The sequence below is a fragment of the Dictyoglomus sp. LHC4 genome, assembly GCF_055181355.1.
In genome coordinates this window covers 522,576-547,040 of sequence record NZ_CM143707.1, presented here as the reverse complement: position 1 = coordinate 547,040, position 24,465 = coordinate 522,576, and the positions used below count along the sequence as shown (strand labels likewise).

General features: G+C 32.4%; 21 protein-coding genes. All 21 read right to left on the bottom strand.

Going from position 1 to position 24,465, the window contains the following annotated elements; all coding sequences use genetic code 11:
- Positions 1 to 4: 4 nt before the first annotated feature.
- A complete protein-coding gene (locus ACY3JO_RS02640; RefSeq protein WP_463085271.1) occupies positions 5 to 766 on the bottom strand; it encodes an IclR family transcriptional regulator in 762 nt (253 codons plus the stop codon).
- The gene (locus ACY3JO_RS02635) at positions 763 to 1,725 is read right to left on the bottom strand and encodes a sugar kinase (RefSeq protein ID WP_463085270.1); all 963 of its coding nucleotides are present in this window, start codon (positions 1,723 to 1,725) and stop codon (positions 763 to 765) included. The genes ACY3JO_RS02640 and ACY3JO_RS02635 overlap by 4 nt, the downstream gene beginning before the upstream one ends.
- A gap of 23 nt (positions 1,726 to 1,748) precedes the next feature.
- Entirely contained in the window at positions 1,749 to 2,897 is a 1,149-nt protein-coding gene (locus ACY3JO_RS02630; protein ID WP_463085269.1) for an NHL repeat-containing protein, read from the bottom strand.
- 13 nt (positions 2,898 to 2,910) lie between these two features.
- Positions 2,911 to 3,915, bottom strand: a complete 1,005-nt coding sequence (locus tag ACY3JO_RS02625) for a pectate lyase family protein (protein ID WP_463085268.1) — start codon at positions 3,913 to 3,915, stop codon at positions 2,911 to 2,913.
- Between the two features lie 15 nt (positions 3,916 to 3,930).
- Positions 3,931 to 5,304 carry a family 4 glycosyl hydrolase gene (locus ACY3JO_RS02620; protein ID WP_463085267.1) on the bottom strand — a complete coding sequence of 458 codons (1,374 nt, stop codon included), beginning with the start codon at positions 5,302 to 5,304 and terminating at the stop codon, positions 3,931 to 3,933.
- 20 nt (positions 5,305 to 5,324) lie between these two features.
- A complete protein-coding gene (locus ACY3JO_RS02615) occupies positions 5,325 to 6,164 on the bottom strand; it encodes a carbohydrate ABC transporter permease (RefSeq protein ID WP_463085266.1) in 840 nt (279 codons plus the stop codon).
- Positions 6,165 to 7,070 (bottom strand): carbohydrate ABC transporter permease, encoded by a 906-nt coding sequence (locus ACY3JO_RS02610; protein WP_463085265.1) that lies wholly within the window; start codon positions 7,068 to 7,070, stop codon positions 6,165 to 6,167. It lies immediately after the preceding gene.
- Between the two features lie 70 nt (positions 7,071 to 7,140).
- On the bottom strand, positions 7,141 to 8,415 hold the full coding sequence (locus tag ACY3JO_RS02605; protein WP_463085264.1) for an ABC transporter substrate-binding protein: 1,275 nt from the start codon (positions 8,413 to 8,415) through the stop codon (positions 7,141 to 7,143).
- A 161-nt stretch (positions 8,416 to 8,576) separates the two neighbouring features.
- On the bottom strand, positions 8,577 to 9,758 hold the full coding sequence (locus tag ACY3JO_RS02600; protein ID WP_463085263.1) for a hypothetical protein: 1,182 nt from the start codon (positions 9,756 to 9,758) through the stop codon (positions 8,577 to 8,579).
- 72 nt (positions 9,759 to 9,830) lie between these two features.
- Complete coding sequence (locus tag ACY3JO_RS02595) at positions 9,831 to 10,967, bottom strand: pectate lyase family protein (protein WP_463085262.1); 1,137 nt, start codon at positions 10,965 to 10,967, stop codon at positions 9,831 to 9,833.
- Positions 10,968 to 10,986: 19 nt separating this feature from the next.
- Positions 10,987 to 11,976: a hypothetical protein gene (locus ACY3JO_RS02590; protein WP_463085261.1), complete on the bottom strand. Its 990-nt coding sequence runs from the start codon at positions 11,974 to 11,976 to the stop codon at positions 10,987 to 10,989.
- A 24-nt stretch (positions 11,977 to 12,000) separates the two neighbouring features.
- Complete coding sequence (locus ACY3JO_RS02585) at positions 12,001 to 13,371, bottom strand: pectinesterase family protein (protein ID WP_463085260.1); 1,371 nt, start codon at positions 13,369 to 13,371, stop codon at positions 12,001 to 12,003.
- A gap of 73 nt (positions 13,372 to 13,444) precedes the next feature.
- Positions 13,445 to 14,467 (bottom strand): fibronectin type III domain-containing protein, encoded by a 1,023-nt coding sequence (locus ACY3JO_RS02580; RefSeq protein ID WP_463085259.1) that lies wholly within the window; start codon positions 14,465 to 14,467, stop codon positions 13,445 to 13,447.
- A 63-nt stretch (positions 14,468 to 14,530) separates the two neighbouring features.
- Positions 14,531 to 16,117 (bottom strand): pectate lyase family protein, encoded by a 1,587-nt coding sequence (locus ACY3JO_RS02575; protein ID WP_463085258.1) that lies wholly within the window; start codon positions 16,115 to 16,117, stop codon positions 14,531 to 14,533.
- Positions 16,118 to 16,359: 242 nt separating this feature from the next.
- Positions 16,360 to 16,749, bottom strand: a complete 390-nt coding sequence (locus ACY3JO_RS02570; protein ID WP_463085257.1) for a class II SORL domain-containing protein — start codon at positions 16,747 to 16,749, stop codon at positions 16,360 to 16,362.
- A gap of 83 nt (positions 16,750 to 16,832) precedes the next feature.
- The gene (gene rhaB, locus ACY3JO_RS02565; RefSeq protein WP_463085256.1) at positions 16,833 to 18,311 is read right to left on the bottom strand and encodes a rhamnulokinase; all 1,479 of its coding nucleotides are present in this window, start codon (positions 18,309 to 18,311) and stop codon (positions 16,833 to 16,835) included.
- Between the two features lie 10 nt (positions 18,312 to 18,321).
- Positions 18,322 to 19,515, bottom strand: coding sequence for an L-rhamnose isomerase (gene rhaI, locus ACY3JO_RS02560; RefSeq protein WP_463085255.1), 1,194 nt, complete (start codon positions 19,513 to 19,515; stop codon positions 18,322 to 18,324).
- A gap of 301 nt (positions 19,516 to 19,816) precedes the next feature.
- Positions 19,817 to 21,208: an alpha-glucosidase AglA gene (gene aglA, locus ACY3JO_RS02555; RefSeq protein ID WP_463085254.1), complete on the bottom strand. Its 1,392-nt coding sequence runs from the start codon at positions 21,206 to 21,208 to the stop codon at positions 19,817 to 19,819.
- A 33-nt stretch (positions 21,209 to 21,241) separates the two neighbouring features.
- Positions 21,242 to 22,087: a carbohydrate ABC transporter permease gene (locus tag ACY3JO_RS02550; RefSeq protein ID WP_463085253.1), complete on the bottom strand. Its 846-nt coding sequence runs from the start codon at positions 22,085 to 22,087 to the stop codon at positions 21,242 to 21,244.
- A 3-nt stretch (positions 22,088 to 22,090) separates the two neighbouring features.
- Entirely contained in the window at positions 22,091 to 22,999 is a 909-nt protein-coding gene (locus ACY3JO_RS02545) for a carbohydrate ABC transporter permease (protein WP_463085252.1), read from the bottom strand.
- A 72-nt stretch (positions 23,000 to 23,071) separates the two neighbouring features.
- Positions 23,072 to 24,340: an ABC transporter substrate-binding protein gene (locus ACY3JO_RS02540; protein WP_463085251.1), complete on the bottom strand. Its 1,269-nt coding sequence runs from the start codon at positions 24,338 to 24,340 to the stop codon at positions 23,072 to 23,074.
- Positions 24,341 to 24,465 lie beyond the last annotated feature (125 nt).

Sequence of the window (24,465 nt, the reverse complement as noted above, 5' to 3'; positions counted from 1 at the left end):
TCCTTTATTTCTTACCCCTTAAAGCATTAGATATTTTCTCGCAAGTTTTCAAAAGTTCAGAGAGATATATATCTTTATTTTCCTCTACTGATAAGTAGTATCCAGATATAGAGACTGCAGCTACAACCCTTTGAGAAAAATCAAAAATAGGAGCACCAATACACTTTATTCCTCTTTCATTCTCCTCATTATCAAAAGCATATCCTTGGTTCCTAACCTTCTGCAATTCTTCTCTTAATTTATTAGGGTCTGTAATAGTTTTATCTGTTCTTGGAATCAAAGGCACCTTCTTAAGATAATCCTCTATATAATCGTCGGAACTAAAGGCAAGAAGAACTTTTCCAAAACTCGTTGAATAAAGAGGCATTCTCATACCTATCCTTGACATCATAGGAAGAGTTCCTGGACCTTCTACTTTGTCAATATATACTCCTTCATATCCATCTTTTATAGTTAAATGTACTGTCTGCTTTGTGTTCTCCATTAACTCAATAAGGTAAGGACGAGCAATATCTCTTAAATCAAGACTTTGAAGAATATAGGAAGAAAGTTCAAGAATTCTAAATCCTGGCTTATATAATCCTGCAGGTGTCTTTCTAACATATCCCTTTTCAATTAAAGTTGACAGATAACGATGTACAGTAGATATGTGAAGCCCAATCTCCTCCGATATCTCTTTTAAAGAAACCTCTCTTCCAGCTAAAACCACATATTCAAGAATATCTAAAGTTTGCCCTGCAGCTCCAATACCTATTTTAGATTTCATCTTTCTACACTCCATTCATTATTAAAAGATTCTAAAAACCCTTCTAAAGTCTCTTCATCCAAGGCTAAAAAGTCACCAAATATACTCATCTTTAGTGATGCTAATATATTTCCATATTTGGCACATTCTTCAAGAGTTTTACCCTTTAAATATCCATAGAGAAAACCAGCAACAAAGGCATCTCCCGCCCCAATTCTATCTACTATATCTGTAGATAAAGCCTTTTGAAGAAAATATTTATCCCCATAAAGTACAGAACATCCCTCTTCCCCTCTTGTAAGAATATAAATTTTTTCCTTTCCAAACCTCTTCTGAAGATTATATAAAATTTTATCATCTTCTACATCATTTCCAAAGAGTAATTTGTAATCTTCTTTCTTAATAAAAAGTATATCTAGAAAAGGAATCACTATATCTAAGAATCTACGACATTCTTCTACACTCCATAACTTTTGTCTATAATTTACATCAAAGGATAATTTTTGACTCTCTTTTTTGGATGTACATATCTTTATCACATTATTTTTACATATCTCACTTAAGCTGGGAGTTATTCCAGTAAGATGAATAAGTTTGGCTTTTTTTAGATAATCAAGATCACTATCAGAAAGAGGAGACAAGGAAAAAGAAGAATTTTTTCTATCATAAAGCACTTTAATACCTTTTGTTCTATGATGAAGTTCCACAAAATACATTCCCATTCTTCCTTCTGATATAAACCTCACCCTATTTGTTCCAACACCATATTTTCTAAGCTCACTTAGAGCCCTATATCCTAAAAAATTGTTAGGAAAAAAAGATATAAACTCAGTTTTTAATCCTAACAAAGAAAGAGAGATAAGAACGTTAGCCTCTGTACCGCCTATCTCCACGTTCCAAGTATTACTACTTAGAAAAGTACGATATCTCTCGGGGGTGATTCTTACCATCACCTCACCATAAGAAATAATATCCACCATATTTCCTCCCTCTTTCTATAGATTTATTCCCTAAATCTTACTACATAAAGCTCACTATTAGCAGTACTAAAAGACTCAGATCTACCTATGATTACCACATAATCAAGATCATATATGGCTCCCCACCCCTCATCCAAATCCGCTCCACCAAAAAATTTCTCCCAAATAAGATCCCCATTTTCATTAATCTTCCCTACATATACATCACTATTTCCTATCCCTTTAGAATTAGATCCACCTACTATCAAATATCCCTTTTCATCTTTTAAAGGCATAATAAAGAAACCCGTCTCATAACCTTTTCCACCATAAGTTTTCTCCCATATTTTGTTTCCATATTTATCTATCTTTATTACATATAGATCGGTATTATCTGAAAAAGAGTTAGAATTCCCAACAATTACATAACCCTCTTTACAAGAAGTAACATCATAGGCATAATCAAATCCCCTACCCCCAAAAATCTTCTCCCAACTCAAATTTCCATCTCTATCTACCTTAACCACATAGATATCCTGAGATTCTGAAAAAGAATTTGATGTTCCTACAGCCACATAACCATCCCTATCTGACACTACACCATATCCATATTCGCTCATTTTATCTCCAAATGCTTTTTCCCAAAGCTTATTACCCTCACCATCGATTTTTAATAGATAAAGATCATATTGCCCTTTTCCCATTGAATTAGTCCTTCCAACTATGACAAAATTACCATCAGAATCCTTTGTCACTCTCCAACCCTCTTCAAAACCTTTACCTCCAAAAGTTTTTTGCCATAAAAGATCTCCATTTTCGTCTATCTTTAACAGATATACATCACTATTTCCTGCTCCAAAAGATCTAGTACCACCAACAACAAGATATCCATCCTCTGTCTCAGTAATAGAATAGGCATAATCATCTTTAGACCCGCCATAAAATTTCTCCCAAACCTTTTCCCCTTTTCTGTCTATCTTAAGAATATAAACGTCTTTGCTACCATTTCCAAAAGATGAGGTCTCCCCTACAAGAATATATCCATCTTTACCTTTAACTATTCCATAACCTTTTTCACTTTTCTCTCCACCATATACACCCTGCCAAAAATCTAACTTTTCATTTTCCTGAGAAAAAGAAATGATAAAAAGTATTAAGAAGAATAAAGAAATAATGAGAAATAATCTTTTCATAAAAATCACTCCCTTAAGGTAAAAGCACCCTCTTTCCTGCTCCTGCACCATTTTCCAATAAATATGGAACCACATCAGCTTCATCTAATTCATATTCATAAGGAATATTAAAGTCCTCCAATTCTTGAGTTATATTATTTTCTCCACATTCCCAGTAAAAATTATTAGACTCTTTTATATATCCATCCTGTGGACTTTCAAACTGAGTAGTCATTGGAATTTTCACATTCTCAAAATAGTTATTTTCTACAATAACTTTTGCCCCCATCCTGGATGCAATACCATAAAGAAGTATATTTTGATAATAGTTATTAAAGATATGGACAACCCCAAATCTTACAGAAGGATTTCTTGAATTAGTATTTCTAAAGATATTATGGTGATAAGTTACCCTTGCATCTACATCTACAGTAGAGCTATCACTACTGCCTACTTGAGTACATTTCCAACTATTTTCAAAAATATTCCATGAAACAGTGACTTCTTGAGACCCTTTCACAATATCTAACAGTGCATCAACTTTATCCTTTTCCTTCTCTCTTTCTGGTACCACAACCATAACACTGGTTAATGTGCAATGATCTATCCAAACGTTTTTAGAGCTTTCCACAGTTATGGCATCATTTTTAGGATTTTCAAAAGTATTTTTAATGGTTAAGTTTCTGATAATTACATTACTTACTCCTTTTAGATATAAACCCCAGCCAACAATACCTGCATCTTCTGTTATGCCAATAATAGTCTTATTGGATTCAATAGTAATCTGACCCTGTTCTTTACTAGTATCTATAATTCCCTTTACAAGAATAATATATGGATCTTTATCTTGTGCATACTTTTTAAAATCATTAATATTATCAACAGTTACAACTTTTCCACCCTGCCCACCTGTTGTCCCTGCGCCAAAACCTAATGGCTTATCATTAAGAGTAAGTATAGTTTCATCTATATTTTCTTGAGAGAAACCAAAACCCATTAATAAAGCAATAATTAGTAATAGAATAAAAAGTTTCTTCATGACTCTATACCTCCTTTATTTTTCTTCAAAATATTTTAGAAATCTTTTTGTACCATCAATCATTCTATCAAAAAGTTCTTTGGCTTTAGAATGATTTAATCTTGACTCCACTAATGGATCATTATAAAAAGCTCTGAAAGCAAGCTTTAAATCTTTTTCCAAAACTGCTTGAAGGATCATTTCTTGATTCATAATATGCCTCAAAACCCATGAATTTACATCATTAGGTAATTTTCCTGCATATATAGGTAGTATATTATCTCTTGTTATATATATATTAGTTTCAACTACCACATCCCTTGGTACTCCATCCATCTGCCCCACATTAGGATAATTAACATTAGTTATGAAATCAGATAGACCGAGAAGAGCTTTCATTATTTGGACTCCAACCTCTCCAGAAGGCTTAATATGAAATTCCATCTCTCCTTTAGCAAGCTTTTGACTCATCTCATAAAGTTCTTTTGCTTGCTGTCTTCTAAAGGATACAGGAGTTAGAGAGAACTTCCATTCTTTTACCTTTTCAGGATTTTCCAAATACCAGTAAGCAGGGAAAAATTCAGCTAAATGCCTATCACCAGCAGCTGCAATTATTCCATATCTTTTATATAGATCAAATTTTACTCTATTAGCAGATGCAAAATAATCCCAAGTCCATCTACCTTTCTCTTCTTCATAACCTTCATAATAATATTTCTCTGCAAATTCACCATAAATGGGTAATAGATCCATATTTTTGTAGGAAATCTTATCTACCCATGTAAAATGATTAATTCCTAAAACATTTTGCTTTATCTCAGAGATAGAGACATCAATATTCTCCTTTTCCTTTAACATGAGAGACAAAATCTTAGGGATTTTAAACACTTCATGACAACAACCTATTGCTTTTACCTTAGGAAATACTGCATATAGAGTTCTCACACAAAGAGCCATAGGGTTTGTGTAATTAATAACCCAGGAAGTGGGAGAATATTTTTTAATAGCCTCAGCAAATTCCATATACATAGGAATAGTTCTTAAAGCTCTTATAACCCCTCCAGGTCCAGGTGTATCTCCTACTGATTGATAAATACCATACTCCTCTGGAAGATGTACATCTATTTCCATCTCATCCAATGTGCCTGGAAGAATAGAAATAACAACAAAATCTACACCTTCTAATGCTTCCCCTATTTCCTTTACAGCTTTATATCTCCATTTACTTTTAGCAGATTTCTGTTCGCTTATTCTATTTCCAATAATCTCATTAGTTTTTGCAGACTCAAAATTTATATCATAAAGTCTCACTTCTCCAGAAAAACTCTCTTCAAGAGCAAGATCTGCCATAAACTTCCAAGCCCAACCCTTAGATCCTCCACCAATGTATGCTATCTTTACATTATTCATTTTCTTAATTCCTCCCCCTTCTATCCTCTAAGTCCTGTTGTGGTTACACCTTGTACAATATATTTCTGGAAGAATACAAATAATATAAGCACAGGAAGTAAAGATAACGTAGACATAGCAAAAACTGCTCCCCAATTAGTTACTGCAGAAGGATCTGAAAAGGCTCTTAATGCCACTGATACTGGATATTTTTCAGGACTATTTAAGTATACTAAAGGTCCCATAAAATCATTCCATGCCCAATAGAAAGAGAATATGGTAGCGGTTGTAATTACTGGTTTTAAATTGGGAAGAATAATATGATAAAAAATACCAAATCTTCCTGCTCCATCAATAAACGCAGACTCATCAAGTTCCTTAGGTATTCCTCTAATAAATTGCATAATCATAAATATAAAGAAAGGTCCTCCAAGAAATGCCGGTACTATAAGAGGTTTAAATGTATTTATCCATCCAAGCTTAGAAAATAAAATATACCTGGGTACAATCTGAACTTGCATAGGAAGCATCAAGGTAAGAATTACAGTAGTAAATATAATTTTTCTTCCTACAAAAGGAATTCTGGCAAGTCCATATGCTACAAGAGTTGAAGATATAACTGTTCCAATGGTATTAAGACCTGCTAATACAAAGGAATTTTTAAAGAATGTAGCAAAAGTTATACCACCAAATCCCTTCCATCCTTCTATATAGTTGTTTATTGTAGGCTCCTTGGGTATAAGATTTAAAACATTACTAAAAATCTCCCATGGCTGTTTAAAAGAACTACTTAACATCCACAAGGCTGGATATACCATAATAAAGGCAAGAAAAGTAACAAAGGCATAATAAATTATATTATTCAAAGTTTTCCTTTTCACTTATACTCCCTCCTCTGCTTCATAATAAACCCAACGATTAGAGGTCTTGAAAATGATAATAGTAAATAAGCCAACTAAAGCTAACATAAACCAGGCAAGGGCTGAAGCATAACCCATTTCAAAATCATTAAAAGCCTTCCTATACATATAAACCGCATAGAACAAAGTTGAATCTAATGGACCTCCCTGAGTAATAATATAGGACTGTGTAAAAGCCATAAAACCATGTATCATCTGGTTAATAAGATTAAAAAGAATAACTGGTGTAATCATAGGAAGAGTAATAGATGTGAGTCTTTTCCAAAAACTTGCACCATCAATAGTCGCAGCTTCATAAAGCTCAGTAGGAACCTGTTTTAATGCTGCTAAAAATATTAACATGGGAGATCCAAACTGCCAAGTTGCAAGTAAAATAAGAGTCCATATAGCAGTACGAGTATCTCCAAGCCAGTTTATACCATGAATTCCAAAAATAGAAAGAAATGCATTAATGATTCCATCATATCCCCATATCTGTCTCCAAACTACCGCTATAGCTACACTTCCTCCAATAAGAGAAGGTATATAATAGATAGCACGATATAAATTAAGAATTTTACTTTCTTTCATACTAAATATAAGAGCAACAATAAACGCAAAAATAAGTCTTAATGGTACTTCAAATAAAACATATTTAAAAGTTGCCTTTGTAGCATTCCAAAATCTGAAATCTTGAGTAAACATTCTTATCCAATTCTGAAAACCAATCCATCTTGGTGGAGTCAAGATGTCATATCTGGTAAATGAAAGGTATAAAGAAGTTACAAGTGGAAAAATTATAAAGGCAATAAAACCTATTAACCAAGGGCTTACAAAAAGATATCCCGTAAGTAAATCATGTTTTTTCTTCTTAGTAAGCTTTTTCATAGATCCTCTAATACCTCCTCAAAATATAATAGGGAAGGGAGTTTGCCTCCCTTCCCCAAATAAAATTTACTTACCTCTTTAATATCTGCATTACTTGTTCTCTGAACTTCTTTGCTGCTTCTTCTGGTGTAATCTTCTTATACATAATTTGATCATAGAGAGGAGTATATACGTTGTTATAAATCTCTTGCCATCTTTCTGGATCAGGTGCTGGAGTTGGAGCACCATATTTTTCAACTATAGATATGAAATTAAACATCTCTTTCTCCACTGGAGTGAGAAGTGGTTTTAGTGCAAGTTGTACTTTCTTGGAAATAGGTACTCCTCTTTCTGCCATTAATATCTTTGCTGCTTCAATATCATTGATAAAGAAGTTTATAAAGGTTGCAGCTTCTTTTGGATACTTAGTTTTTGCATTTATTGCAAAAAACATAGAAGGCTTTAAGAAGTTACCTACTTTTCCATTTAGTGTAGGAAGCATATAAAGTCTTAATTGTTTTCCTTTTAGAGCGTTACTCATAGCGGTAAGCTGGTTACTCCATGTAAATTGCATAGCAGATTTTCCAAGACAAATGAATCTTTGCTCAGGGCTTACACTTCCTCTTGCTACTTCCACATCTCTTGATGGAATTACACCCTCATCTTGTAATTCAAGAAGCATTCTATAGAAGCTTGCATAAACATTATCATCTTCATATCCAAGAGATTTTCCATCCTCACTAAATAGATAGCCACCATTCTCTATAGTCCATACTCTAAATACATTATGGTCTCCTAAGTTTTCTGCTGCTCCATATATTCCAAGTTTTCTATGAATTATCCTTGCAATTCTCTTGAAATCTTCCCATGTCCATAAAGTTGGAGGTAGAGGTACACCTGCTTTTTTAAAGACTTCAGGATCAACAGCAAAGGCTTGAGAGTTATTACCTAAGTTTATAGCATAAAGTTTTCCATATAATTTTCCAGAATCTACTATACTTTTTGCTACATCCTTGAGATTTATTACTCCTTGGGCTACTAAATCATCCAGAGGAAGCAAAAATCCTTTCTCTACCCATCCTCTTAGATAGGCATGATCCTGTTGCATTATATCTGGTAAATTACCACCAGCAGCCATAGTAGTAAGCTTTGTATAATACTCTGACCATCCAGTATACTCAGCTACTACCTTTATGTTAGGATACTTCTTTTGAAATAAATCAATAACTTTTAAAGTTCTATTATGTCTATCCTGAGAGCCCCACCAGATAATTCTTAAAGTAACTTGCTGTTGAGCTGGAGAAATAACCAATAAGAAACAGACTAAAACCAACAAGATCACAAATAATTTAAAATTTCTTCTCATTTTTTAATCCCCCCAAATTAAGTTTTTTTTAATAAAAGAAAATCAAAGCAAAATATAAAAAATTCTAATCTCCTTAACACCTCCTTTGTATATTATGAAATTCATTTGTATTATATTATAATCAAGCTATTAAAATTTTTCAAGCAAATTTTAAATTAAGATTAAAAATCTCCTTGAGAGTTGAGTTTCATAATTAATACATCTCCTAAGGATGTTCCCCAAGATCTGGTTAGTCCAGCCACAATAAATCCATTATCCTCTGTTTCAATTACTGTTCTACCATCATCATCTCCATCTCCATCATATACTTTTTGCCATAATAAGTTTCCATCATAATCTAACTTAAGTAAATATACAGCTGTCCCAGAAACCCCGAAAGATCTTGTATTTCCTGATATTATAAAACCACCATCTGATGTTTCTCTTATGCATTCACCTTCATCTGCCAAACTTCCCCCATAAACCCTTTCCCAAATTACATCACCATTAGAATCAATCTTAATAACATAAACATCACTATAGGCACTATAAGAAAGAGTAGTTCCAACTATTATGAAGTTTCCATCTTTTGTTTTCTCTATCCTATTTCCTGTATCATCTTTTGTTCCCCCATAGGTCTTATACCAAAGTACATTTCCATTTCTATCAAACTCTACAAGAGCGATATCTTTACCACCATTACCGTAAGACATAGTAAATCCTAATACTAAATATCCATCTTCAGTCTCTACTACGGAATTTGCCTCATCAAAATTTCTTCCTCCCCATGTTTTACTCCAGATAAGATTTCCATTAGGATCTAACTTTAGCACATAGAAATCAGAGTTTCCTTCCCCAAAAGATCTTGTCCATCCTACTAAGATATAATTCCCATCTATATCCTCAATAGCTTGTCTTCCACCATCCATATCCATTCCCCCAAAATTTTTAGCCCATGAAAGATTTCCCTTAGCATCATACTTCATTACAAAAAGATCTTTTGAAATTCCCGTGGCATAAGAGTAACTCTCACCCAAAAGTAATAGCCCTCCATCCCTTGTTTCTATGACACTTTGGGCATTGTCATCTTTTTCTCCAAAAAAGAAAACTTCCCAAAGAACATTTCCCCATTTATCAATTTTTAAGAAATAAAAATCATCCTCACCATTAATATTCTTAGAATTACTCATTCCAGCAAGAACATAATTCCTATCTTTTGTTCTGATAATATCGTTAACATATTCATTGCCTGAATATCCATGAATCTTCCTCCATGTAGTTTTAGGAGTAAAAGAAGTACATCCTGAAATAAAAATAATCAGAAGTACTATAAATAACATCTTCAAATATATATATTTTCTCATTTTGTTACCTCCTTTTAACCAATAAAAAGGAAAGATCTCAATAGGGGAGTCCCTAAAAGGACTCCCCTTATCTTACTCATATTTAACTATAATCTTTCCAGCTCCTGCCTTCTCTAAGATTACGCTTGGCAGATTATTAGGATCTTCAGGTGAGTAGTTATAAAGGATCCAATTGGATATATTTAGCCACTCATCTTTTCTATTTCTAAAATCATAATTTGTACCATCTGTTAGTTGATCTAAAGTAGGTAAGTTTTTCTGAGGAGTACCACTCTCTATATATACATTTGTATCTCCGTTTTCTGGATCATCCTTAAAAAGTACTATAAATCCTGGAGGTGTAGATATATTAGTTGGAGTTTGAACCCTTTCAAAATAGTTGTACTCAACAAGAGCTCTCACAGCACAGGAAGCATTAGGACCAAGCTGAACATCAGTATAATAATTGTTAAAGATATGTACTATTCCATATCTCATTCTTGGATTTCTACCTGCAGTACCATTGAAAAAGTTGTGATGATAAGTAACTCTAAGATAATCTGCATCATCCGGTAAAGTATCACTACCTCCTACAATACTTACTCCTTTTGCCCCTACATTTTCAAATCTATTCCAAGATAACGTTACATAATTTGCCTGCCTTGTTACGTCCACATTACTATCAACAGCTGATTTGAAAGTACAATGATCAATCCAGATATTTGAAGAACCCCACCATATGGATATGTTATCGTCTGGAGCATTATTAAAAGTTATATTTCTTATAATGATATTCTTTTCTGGATCACCTTGTCTTCCTATCCTTATACTTATTCCATCAATAGTAGCGCCATCTCCAAGTCCCAAAATAGTTTTATTCGATGCAATATTAATTGCATTTGTGTATTTGGAGTCTATTAAAAGATAACTGGAAGTATAGGTAATAGTTCCATCCACAAGAACAATTCTTGGAGTATCATCAGCATGGTGAACTGCATCAAAAAATTCAAAGTAATCATGCACTACTACAACTTCTCCTCCTTGTCCACCAGTTGTTCCCTGTCCCATGGTTGCAAAACCAATCATAGGCTCATCATAGCCTTCAATAGTTAACTTCTTAGTAGTAGGCTGTCCACCAGTTGATGGTGCTCCACAACCTGCTATTAGTAAAATGAAAAGAAACACTAAACCTAAAAGGAAATATCTTTTTAATCTTATCATTAAATTCATTAAATACACCCCCTCTATTTTAGAAACTTAATGTAATTACATCTTCAAAAGACAAAGGTAGAGTAGTATCAAACCATCCAGCCCCAAAGCTCCAATTTTTATATATTCTCAAAGTGTTAGAAATTTTACCTATAGTAGAACTTAATCTAAAATAAAATACATCGTAATCTTTGAAAGATGTATATCTTCCATACAAAGCATCTATATTGCCAAGTTTCTGAGGAGGCAAAACAAGTAAAAGATACATATAGTTTGCAGAGTCGGGAGCTACAAAATAAGCACCATTTAAAGTTAATTTAGGGATAATATCTTTTAAATTAAATTCTAATTTATAACCCCCATCACCCCTGTAATATCCTGATAATGTTAAATTCAAAATAGGCTTTAAATATCCACCAACAGCCCATTGTCTTGCATTATTTCCATATTCAAAGAATAGGCTTAAAAAAGAAAAGGGATTTGCCTCTGCTCCTACAACGTATGTGTCAATCATATTAAGCATGTCTTTGTCATACAGACCATAAATATTCAATCCCATAAATTTTCCAGACATTGGTAAAGTTTCAGCCTTAAGAGTTAACCTTCCAAGATTAAAATCTACATCAGATTCAATTTGCCTTGGAATATATGTAGCAGTTAACTTTATAGGCTTACTCAAAGAAACTTGAAATCCATTAAGACCTCCCAATCTACTATACAAAATTGGGTCAAAAAGAGCTTTTGTTCCTTCCACGTTTAAATAGTATTTAGCAAAGTATATATTCAGTAAACCTAATACATTTGAAAAACTTAAATAACTTCTCCAACTCCCATCTCTAATATCAAGATATGCATTGATATTGGACTCTTTATAAGTAAACTGTAAATAATAGTTGGGGTTAAAATTAACCTTTTTTGAGTCAGGATAATATTTTGTTGAAAAGTCTACTTTGTAAGATATATTTACCTGAGCAAATACTGGTACTATAAGCATTAACAATGTTAGCATTAAAAATACTATTCTTCTCATAAATTATCCCCCTTTTAAAATTTCTTAATTTTCATAAAGCTTCAAAATAAAATTCTCAACATCCCAATCTTTTAAAAAGTTCTCCTTTGAATAAAAACTTATATTATCTCCCTCCAATTGACGCCTTTTGTCATTAATAACAGCTCCAGGACCATAATTTTGATATTCAAAAAATCTTTCGGTATCTGGATAGAACCAAATAGTCTCACCTGTATTAGGATCTTTAGAACTCATAGCAGTCCAGCCATCAGGATGAATATGACTATCTAAATAACAGTTTCTAAACACCACATTTGAATTAACACTATAAGGATCTGAACTAGGGTGCCATGGCCTTCCCAAATATACTAAATTAGGTTCTGTAACACTTGTTAACAATTTACAGTTAATAAATAAAAATCCCAGATTTCCAATCTTTGTACTTGCAGCTGTAACATAACCTTTTGGTGTTATCCCAGGACGATCTACAGAGAAAATAGTACAATTTTCAAAAACTGCCGTTCCGTCCCCAAAAATAAAATCAACATCACCTTCTATATAACAATCAACAAAATAGTGGATTCCTCCTCTAACATACAATGTATCTTGATTTCCAATAAATTTACAATTTTTAAATACAACCTTATCTGACTGAGTAAGAACAGCCACTGCTTGTTTACTGGTAATATTAGTATTAAGCTCATCAAAAGAATTTTCAAATGTTATATTTTCTGCAGTAAAACCTGTTGCACTACTATTTATAGTAACACTTGCACTATTTGAAGTACCTACAGTGCCTCCTCCAGGTAAAGGAGTTCCTGCAGCAAGGTCATAATAAATTTTTGTTGTATTAACATCTTCCCCTATTAAGCTTATATTAGGAAATCCAATATTAACTTTTTCATAATAATATCCACTTTTGATAAATATATAGACTCTTTGGTTAGCATAAATACTCTGATTTAACATTACATGATAAATAGCATTTTTCAAACTCTTAAAATATCTTCTCCCATTTACTTCTATTCCTTCTTCACCTTGATAATTTTTATCGACCACTATATGAATCTTTGGAAGAAACAGTATGTTTTCATACTTATATTCCAATTTTTCATCTTTCTTGCTTTTTATCTCAATTTTCAAACAATTATCCCTTGACTTTTTAAATGAAATATGAATAAGATTTTCAGTTCCTCCTTTTATCTCTTTCTCTTGGTATACTATTTCATCATTTAAATAAAACGTTAAATAAGCATCCTGATTAGGCTTTATTCCTATAATATAAGGATTATCTATCACTACAGATTTAGGAGGATTATTTATAACAACATAAAATTGTTCTCCAACTTGTTTAGCAGAACATCCTGTCAACAAAAGAGTAATAAGGATAAATAGTGCTAATATGATTCGTGACATAATCCTTTATCCTCCTACCAAAGTTTCTTAAGAGGGGACTTCTCTAGATAAAGTCCCCTCTAAATATTATTTTTTAAGGATTCAAACTAAAACCTTCCGGAAGTTTTACCTCATTTGGAGCAAAAGCACCATCAAAGGTCCAGAATATCCAGTCAATCTGACCTTTATACAAGCTAGAAGATGATGTTGAAGTATCACCAAGCCTCATAAATGGAGTATCAGGTGTGGTAGAAGGAGCAGCAGTTATATTGCCTTCAATAACTGGAGTTGGATTACCATCAACATATAACTTAGCATACAAACCGTCTAAATTGTAATTTACAGTAAACCAATATATATGCCAATCAGTAGTAGTCATAGTATAGGGAGCAAGAGTTGATGTTCCATTTAATATCCTAACTTGTGTTGGATTAGTTTGAATCTCAAAACCTCCTCTATATAAAGTAGTCTGAATGTCAAGAGTCCATGCTCTTGTCACATTTGTTCCCACATCTCCTTTAGCTTTGAGTACTATTGTCATACTGAAGGAATTTGGAGCACAATTTTCAAAGTTATAACGGAAACTTGGAGTTGCTCCACCAGTATATGTAGTATCAAATACTAAGATTCCATCCTGTACTGTACAGAAGTTTTGCATCGGATAATTTTGATTTCCTTCTACCCAGCCACTTGGAAATTCAAATGTGTTAGTCCAATCTTGAGTACCCCAAGTAGGTAAGTATAAAGGAACCACAGAAACCTCATTTGAATAATCGCTTTCTCCTACAGAGTTATATGCCTTTACTCTATAATAATAAGTTGTACCAGGAGTTAATCCAGTATCATTATATGTGGTTACATTTGCACCTACTGTTGCTATTTCAGTCCATTCTCCATCTAATGTCTTTCTTTCAATCTTAAATCCATCTTCATTATTAGAATTGTCTTTCCATGTAAGTTTTACTTCTGTACCTGAGATAACCTCCGCAACTAAATTTGATGGAGCATTTGGTTTAGTAGGTTGAGGAGGTTGTTCTTGTTTAGGGGCACAGCCACCTACTAACATTAGTATTAGAAGAATACCTAAAATAAGTCTTAAAATTTTAAAGCTTTTCATTTTTATCCCCCCTTAGGATTTATTTTTTAATTAAAAAGATTACTAAGTCGCACCTCCTTTCTTTTAAAAATTAATCTTTCCAACTCCCGCATACTCAGTAACTATTTCCTTTACTCTCTCAGCTGGTGTTAGCATATAGCTATAGGGTGGAGTATAAGAACACGTGGAAGTTGTGGGCATACTTCCTGAACAGTTAACAAATATATTACCTACCACATCCCAAAAGCCAATTTCTTGACTGTCCCAAGATCCTATAGGATTTCTTACGTTTTCAAAATAGTTATGCTCTATCTTTAATCTTGCACCCATTCGTGAATTAATAGCTGAACCTGGAATGTCTTGATAATAATTACTAAAGATATGCCCTTCCCCAAATCTAAAACTTGGAAGTCTCGAATTACAATTTCTAAAAAAGTTATGGTGGTAAGTAATAGTCCTATTGTAATTATCAGAATCAGAACTTCCTATTAGACTTGTCTTCCAACTATCATGAAAATAGCACCAAGAAATAGTAACATAATCTACAGCTCCATTTATATCTAAAAGGCCATCGTAGTAATCTTTATCAATTCCTTGGAATTGATTATAAAACTCACAATGATCAACCCAAATATTTCTTGCAGGGCCCTCAATTGTAATACAATCAGGTCCTTGACTTGCTATATTAGGGTCTTTTACGTGATGAATCTTAAGATTACGAATTATTATATTGTTAGCATTATTAATTTTTATTCCAACTCCATTTAATTCACCATTCGTACCTACACCTATAATAGATATACTTGAAACATTTCTAACATTTATCACGTATTTTCCAGAATTATTTTCAGGAGTTATTGTTCCATTTACATATATTATCCTTGGTCCTCCTTTATTTATTTCCTTTTGAAGTTCAGTCCCAGTACTTACATAAACTACTTCTCCACCCTCACCACCTGAAGTTCCATCACCTAAGGTTGCAAAACCCATTAAAGAGAAATCAACACCATTACAATTTGGGGCAACAAAAACAAAGGCCTCATTAGAATATTCACTCTCTACATTTGAATAATATGCCTTTACCCTATAAGAGTAAGTATTTCCATAGGTAACATCATTGTCAACATAAACATTAATATCTGAGGGTACAGATCCTATTTCTATCCAATTACCATTATTTTTTTTCTCTATCTTATATCCTTCCTCTATCTCAGATCTATCTTCCCAAATTAACTTAACCTTTCCATCCGGTGTTATCCCAGCCGATAGATTAGTAGGAGAAATAATAATGGGAGTAATACAAACAATCTCATTTGAATATGTACTGCTACCATAAGCATTATATGCTTTTACTCTATAATAGTATTTCTTTCCTGGATTTAGTCCCGTATCAATATAACTTGTAATATTTGCTGGTATATCCTTAATCTTCTGCCAATCTTCTCCATCTTTCTTTCTTTCAATAATAAAACCCAATTCATTATCAGATTTATCTTCCCAAGTTAATTTAACCCTTACCTCAGAAAGTACTACACCAATTAGATTTGATGGTGAATTAGGAACTGATGAATTAACACTTTCACTCCTAGGAGAACATCCACTTAGTAGAGCAATAATAAAAAGTAAAATTATTCCAATCTTTACACTTAAATATACTTTTTTTAGTTTCATTTTATTCCCCTTTTGCATATAATACAATAATATTGCATTATTAGTAATAAAATTATATATTTATAAGTTTTTTCAAGTCAAGAAAAAATTAAGTAAATTTGAGACAAAATACAAAGAATTCACTAAATGAGTAAATAAAATGTATGAATATAAAAAAATATATTAAATAAATTTTATTACTATAAAAAAAGGAGAGCCTAAAAGGCTCTCCTTTAATAAATTTATATTTTTAGACGAAAAAGTTAGAACTTTAATTCTGCAGAACCTTCCCAAAGTCCATGAATATTACAATAGGATAAAGCAAAAATTTTGCCATCTTTTTGAGTCTTAAAAGCAAATTCTACTATTGGATCTGTGTAAACAGTACTTGTATCTGGACCCTGTGTGGATGCCCCATGAGATGTAAATTCAAATCTTCCAAGCTGATATGGATACTTCTCTCCCTCTGGTAGAAAATATACTTCAATCCAAGCAATAAAATGAGAAGATGTATTGGGATGTGGAATCTCTTTTCCTACAGAAACCCTTACTTTAACTCCCTTTTCTCTATCTTTTTCAAGTATATCTATCACTGGAACATGTTTTTCTTTTGTCCAGTCAGCTTCTTGTAAAAGCTCCTTTAATTTTTCCATGATTTACCCCTCCCAATCTAAAATTATTATATTTTATTTTATATCTTTTTGAGAGGGATTTCAATCTAAAAGAAAAAGATTACTTAAATTATATTTGTAACCTCCTTATATCTCTCATACATTTTTTGCCATTTCTCAGTATCCTTTGGATAATAAGTTTTCATATCAGAAGAGGATTCAATAATTTCTCTTGCCTCTTTTATATCTTTTATTGCTCCCTTTGTTATAGCTTGTACTACTATATTCCCTAAGGAAGTTGCTTCAACAGGTCCAGTAATAACTTGTATACCAAGAACATCAGCAGTAAACTGTGAAAGTAATTGGTTTTGTGAGCCTCCTCCCACAATATGTAAAACTTTGATCTTCTTCTTTAAAATTCTCTCAAGATCATCAAAGACTTCTTTATACCTAAAAGCAAGAGATTCTAATATACATCTTGCTATTTCTCCTTTTTTCTCAGGTATACCTTGATGGGTTTTATAGCAATAATCTTGAATTGCTTTCACCATGCTCGGTGGATTTAAAAACAATACGTCGTCAGGATTTATAAAATATTTAAAGGGTACTTCCTCTTCAGCCAATTTAGTAATCTCTGAATATGATAGGTCAAACCCTTCTTTAGCCCATTCTCTTTTTACCCTCTGTAAAAGCCAAAGCCCCATTATATTTTTCAAAAATCTATAAGTCTTATTATAACCACCTTCATTAGTAAAATTTGCCTTAAAAGATTCTTCATTTATAATAGGTTCTTTAAGTTCAACCCCCATCAATGACCATGTTCCTGAACTAATATATGCCCAATTCTCACCTTTTCCAGGAACTCCCACTACAGCACATCCTGTATCATGTTCACAAGGAGCAATTACAGAAACATCCTTAACATTTAATTCTTCTTGAATTCCTTTATATAAATTACCTACTTCTGTTCCAGATGGAAATATAGGAGGCATTATATCCTTAGGTACACTAAATTTCTCTAAGATCTCTTCCTCCCAACTATCTTTAAAAGGACTATACATTTGAGAAGTAGTTGCAATAGAAAATTCAGTTAACATCTCTCCCGTCAACATAAAATTAAATAGATCAGGCATAAATAACAGCTTATGAGCAGAATTAAAGAGAGAAGATTTTTCATGCACCATACTATAGAGTTGAAATAAAGTATTAATTTGCATTATTTGTATTCCCGTCAATTTATAGATTTCTCCTTTAGACATTAATCTAAAAGCCTTTTCAAGAATCCCATCTGTCCTATGATCCCTATAGCACACAGGAATACCTGCCAAATAACCTTCCTTAGTTACTAATCCAAAATCTACACCCCATGTATCAATACCCATACTCTCTATATCTCTATATTTAGAAAAAGCCTTACTTAAACCCTCTTTAATATCTTGAAACATCTGAGTAACATTCCAGTAAAGTCTCCCAAGAATATCAACAGGCCTATTTACAAACCTATGAATCTCTTCAAGAGTTATTCTATTATCTTTCAAGGTTCCCAACATAATTCTTCCGCTTTCTGCCCCAAGATCAATAGCAATAAACCTTCTCTCTTTCATATTTATCACCTCATACTCTCTCTTTAACAACCTTTTCCACATAACCACTTTCTCGGAAAGCCTTCAATGGATCAAGAGGAACCCCCATTTCTTCTCTTACTTTGTAAATTAATGGCATAACATCAGTATCAAAGGCTTTTACCAATGTATTTTCTGCCATGACAATATCACATTCCTCTTGATAATTTCTTAACAATTTTCTGTTTACAATCAAGGCTTTTGCATAAGTTTTAAATATATTTTCAACACTTTGTATCATCTCTTCTATTTTGTTCTTAAGGTTGTGAGACTCATCTATCATATATGCAATATTCATCTTTAAACCATCTTCTTCCGCAGAAACCAGCTCATTAAATATCAAAAATAATTCATAGGGATTTATAGAGCCAGTAGTGAGATCATCATCTGCATACTTTTTATTGTTAAAATGGAATCCCCCAAGTTTTCCTTCATCCACAAGAATAGCAACAATCTGCTCTATATTTGTTCCAAGAGGATGATGTCCTAAGTCTACAAGTACATAAGCCCTATCTCCAAGCTTTCTTGAAAGAATCATTGCTGTTCCCCAGTCAGGAATATCTGTATGATAAAAAGTAGGTTCAAAAAACTTATACTCTATAAGAAGCCTCATATCGGAATTCAAATAAGAACATACTTCTCCTAAGCTTTCTTCTAATCTATGTTTCCTCTTTCTAAAGTCATCTTGCCCAGGATGATTAGTACCATCAGCAAGCCAAAGGGAAATATCTTTAGATCCAAGTCTTTTAGCTATTTCTATGCATTCTTTAATATGATTTATAGCCTTCTCCCTTACTTTTTTATCAACATGAGTTAAACTTCCTAACTTATAATCATCATCTTGAAATAGATTTGGATTAATTGCACCTGGTTTAACCCCAAGAGATTCAGCATATTTTAATAGTTCATCCCAATCATCGTACATGTCCCATGGTATATGAAGAGCAACTGTAGGACATATTCCAGTTAATTTATGCACCATAGCAGCATCTTGCAACTTTTCCTTCACATTTCTTGCAGATCCTTTTTGCTTAAATACAGCAAATCGGGTTCCAGAATCAGCATAACCCCACGAAGGAGTTTCGACCCTAAAATTCTTTAACTTCCTCTCAACCCCCTCTACATCTATACCTTCATCTTCTAACATATTCCTTAAAATCTCATACCTTTTTTCATAATCTATCATATTAATACCCCCTATATATATTTTTATTTTTATATTTATTTTTTCAAATTTAATTTTCATTTTTTTTATTATTTTTATGTTTTATTTTTTATCATAAAAAAAAGTTATGGTCAATAATAAATAAAATCAATCTTTTATGTAGATATGGGTAATATTGCCATCAATTCTGTATTGTTGAGAGAATAAAAACTATGAATTCAAAAAAACCTTGGTAACCCTCCTCTCTTTCAAATTGCTAAGAAGGATTACCAAGGTAATTAAATAGCCTTTTTATGGTAAAGAAATAAATATTTAATAACTCTTAGTGGGAATAGTGCTCTTTCATCTCTTTATTAAAAGGTAAATTTAAAATTTCATCTATAACTTCCTTTACTTGTTCATATGATCTTGTTCTTAGATCTCTTATCAAAACTTCTTCTAATACTCTTCTATCACCAGTAGCAAATGCTTCTATAGCAAATTCCATTCTCATAATTCGAGGTATTAAATAAAATTTCTTAATTCTATCTGTCAAATCAGGCTTAATCTCTTCAGGATGTATTCCACTATTATCTACTATTACTGGAACTTCCACCACCACATCCTTAGGAATATCAGAGATAATTCCATTATTAAGGATATTTAAAACTAACCTCTGTTTTTCCCCATTTACAATTGCATTAATAAAAGGAATTTGTTGTTCACCACTCAAACTTTCCTTTTTAAGTTCAGGAAAAACATCCAAAAGATTTACTTTATCATCTTTTGATAATTCAATAAGCCTCCTCTTATAAGCTCTTAAAGCTTCATAGAATTTAGGCCTTTCTATCTCATTATCTATGCATCCAAATTTACCATACCATTTCTTTTTCGTCTCTAAATTATAATGATATTTCCAACTTCCATTTCTACATGTATCTCCAATGGGCATCATCCCATAAAATCTATACATATCTATAGATGCAGGACTTAATTGGGCATCCCATGGATTTTTAGGTTCCCATTTTGATGAATTTTCTTCTATCCATTTATCAATAAGAGGATATGCATTCTCCCCATTGTATAAAAATCTATTTAACCAAATACCATGATTTACTCCAGCAACTTGCCAATCCACTTTTTTAGGATCCAAATTTAATGTTTCTATCAAATCAAAAACTCCACCATAACCATGACAAAAACCTATTATCTTTGTATTAGTCTGGCGTAAGACAAGCTGAGTAATCTCAAAAACAGGATTTGCAGTCTGCATCATATAAGCAGAAGGAGCGTATTTTTCTATCACCTTTGCTATATCGAGAGAAATTTTTAATTGATTATAGTTAGTAAAAGTATAATAGTCAGAAACCATATTAAACTCTTGGCTATCTATACCCCTATAATAACCATGTTTCTCCCCAACTTCTCTAATAATTTCATATTGTACATATCCATCTTCATGCCCTTCAGCCCTTGTAAGAGCAGTATTAATAATAAAGCTTGCTCCTTCTACAGCAAATCTTAAGTCTTTAGTTTTTTCTATCTTAAGATTCGCTTCAAGTACATCGTTAATTTTTTTTGCAAAGTTGTATACAGCATTCAATCTTTCTTCATCAATATCTATTAATGATACGGAAGAATCATTTAATCCCTTTACTTTACAAAGATCCGAGATAAGAGTTAAGGTATACCTGACACTTCCTGCCCCTACAAAAGCAATCTTAACATTTGCCATTTTTAGACCTCCTAATTTTAATTATTAAGAATTCTATAACTTTGATACAGAGGTAGTAGCAATACCTGTCTCCATATACTTTTGGAAAAATATAAAAATAATAAAAATAGGAACAAGCGATAGAACTGACATAGCAAAAACAGCCCCCCAATTTGTGATAGTTGTAGGGTCAGCAAAAGCCTTTAAAGCAAGAGCTACAGGATACAATTCTGGTTTATTTAAATACAATAATGGTCCCATAAAATCATCCCATGTCCAATAAAAAGCAAAGATTATACTGGTAATTAAAGCAGGTTTTAAGCTTGGCAAAATAATATACCAAAATATTTGATATTTACTGGCCCCATCAATAGATGCAGCCTCATCATATTCGTAAGGAATTCCTCTTATAAACTGCATTATTAAAAAAATAAAAAAAGGCCCCCCAAAAAAGGCAGGAACAATTAAGGGTTTAAAGGAATTAACCCAACCAAGTTTATAAAAAAGTATATATCGTGGAACAATAAGAACTTGTCCGGGAAGAAGTAAGGTCAACATTATAGTCATAAACCAAAAATTTCTTCCCAGAAAAGCAATTCTTGAAAGTCCATAGGCAATCATGGTTGATGATATAACTATACCAATAGTTACTCCAGTGGATAAAATAAAAGAATTTTTAAAAAAAGTAGCAAAGGTTATACCTCCAAACCCTTTCCATCCCTCTATATAATTCTCAATCGTAAATTTCTTAGGAATAAGTAATGTCATATCTGAAAATATCTCCTGATGCGTTTTAAATGATGAACCTATCAACCAAAGTAGTGGATAAATCATCACAAAGGCAAAAATACTAATTAGAATATAATATATTACATAAAAAGTTAAAGTTTTCTTTATCATAAATTACTTAACCTCCCCAGCCTCATAATATACCCATTTTTTAGAAGTTTTAAACAAAATAAAAGTCACGACTGCTACCACAACTAATAAGAACCAAGCCATAGCAGATGCATAACCCATATCATAATCTCTAAAAGCCTTCTGATATACATAAAGAGCATAAAATAGGGTAGTATCTAAGGGTGCTCCCCCTGTTATAATATAAGCTTGTGTAAAAACCATAAATCCTCCAATTGTTTGCATAACAAGATTAAAAAATATGACAGGACTTAAAAGAGGCAATGTTATTTTAAAAATCTGTCTCCAAAATCCTGCTCCATCTATACTTGCAGCCTCATATAGTTCTACAGGTATCTGTTTTAATCCTGCTAAAAATATAAGCATAGGGGATCCAAATTGCCACATTGCAAGTAAAATTAAAGTCCATATTGCAAAACGAGGATCACCAAGCCACATAATATTTTCAGAAAACCCCAAAATATTCCGTAATATATAATTTACAAGTCCATCCATACCAAAAATTTGTTTCCACATTACTGCTACCGCTACACTTCCCCCAACAAGAGAAGGTACATAGTATATAGCCCTATATAACCTAATTATCTTATGTTCTGAAAGATTTAACACCAAAGCAATAATAAAAGCAAACAGTAACCTAAAAGGAACAGCAAAAACTACATATTTAAGAGTTGCTCCTAATGCATTATAAAAACGCCTATCCTCAAAAAACATTCTATACCAATTTCCTAAACCTATAAATTTAGGAGTACTTAAGACATCATACTTAGTAAAAGATAAAAGAAAAGAAGCTACAAGTGGAAACAAAATAAAGGCTAAAAAACCTATAATCCATGGAGAAATAAAAAAATATCCTGCTAAAATATTGGATCTTTTTTTCTTAGATAATCTCATAATACATCTACTCCCCTTATAAAGTATAAAAAATGGGGGAGAATAATAACACTCTCCCCCTAAAAATTTTAATTACCTTTTTAATATTTTCTCTGCTTCTTTCTTAAGAGTATCATAGGCCTCTTCTAATCCAACCTTCTTGTATCTAATTTGTTCCCATATAGGAGCTATCACATTATTTGATATCTCTGCATGTTTAGGAATATCAGGCGGAGGTGTAGGTGATCCTTCTTTTTCTGCAAGTCTTACAAAAGCAAAAGCCTCTTTCTGAGGAGCATCAAGATATGGTTTTAAGAAAGTTTGTACTCTACTTGAAATAGGAACTCCTCTTTCTGCTTTCATAATCTTATGAGCTTCTAAACTGTTAGTGAAGAAATCAATAAACATAGCTGCTTCTTTAGAATATTTGGTCTTGGAATAAATAGTGAAAAACATGGATGCTTTAAGATAGGTACCAGATTTTAATTTCTTATCAAGCCTTGGGAATAGAACCATCTTTAAAGGTCTGCCAGCAGCCTTTGATATAGCAATAAGCTGGTTACTCCAAGCAAGAGATACGGCAGATTTCTTTTTAACAATAAATTGATCTTCAACTCCAAGACCTGTCCTTGAAACATCCACTGTTACATCTGGAGCAGCACCAGCATTCTCTATATCAAGCATCATTTTCCACCATTTTACAAACGTATCTTTACTAAAGCCTAAGGACATACCATCCTGAGAATATAACCATTCTCCATTCTCAATTAACCAAATTTTGAAGCATTCTATTTGTCCTGTAAATCCTTCAACACCATAAATACCAAGTTTTTTCTTTATTTGTATAACTGTACCTTTGAATTCCTCCCAAGTCCAATCATTTTTGGGAAGAGGAACACCAGCTTGTTTAAATAATTCAGGATCATAAACAAGACCAAGGGCATTAACACCAAGATTTAAACCATAGAGTTTACCATTTACTATTCCTGGCCTTATATAATTAGTAGCCACATCTTTTAGATTTATTACATTATCCTTAACAAAATCATCAAGTGGTAAAAGTAATCCTCTATTTACCCATTCAGTAATATATTGATAATCATGTTGTATTACATCAGGTAAGTTCCCAGCTGCAGCCTGTGTATTAAGTTTCGTCCAGTACTCACTCCATGATGTATATTCGGGCGTTATTTTAATATTAGGATATCTTTTTTCAAACAGTTTGATTACTTCAAGAGTCTGATTATGTCTGGTTTGGCTTCCCCACCATGCAACCCTTAAATTTATAGGCTGTTGAGAATAATTAACTGTCAAAACAACAATAAGAAGTAACAAAAACACTAAAATACCTTTGAACTTCATAACTTTAAACCCCCTTTTTATTTTATTTTGGGAGAGATTTTTATATTTACAGATCACCCCCCTTTAATATTATGCAAAGATTTTGTATATTTTTACGTTTATATTTTATTTTTATTTTTCATTTA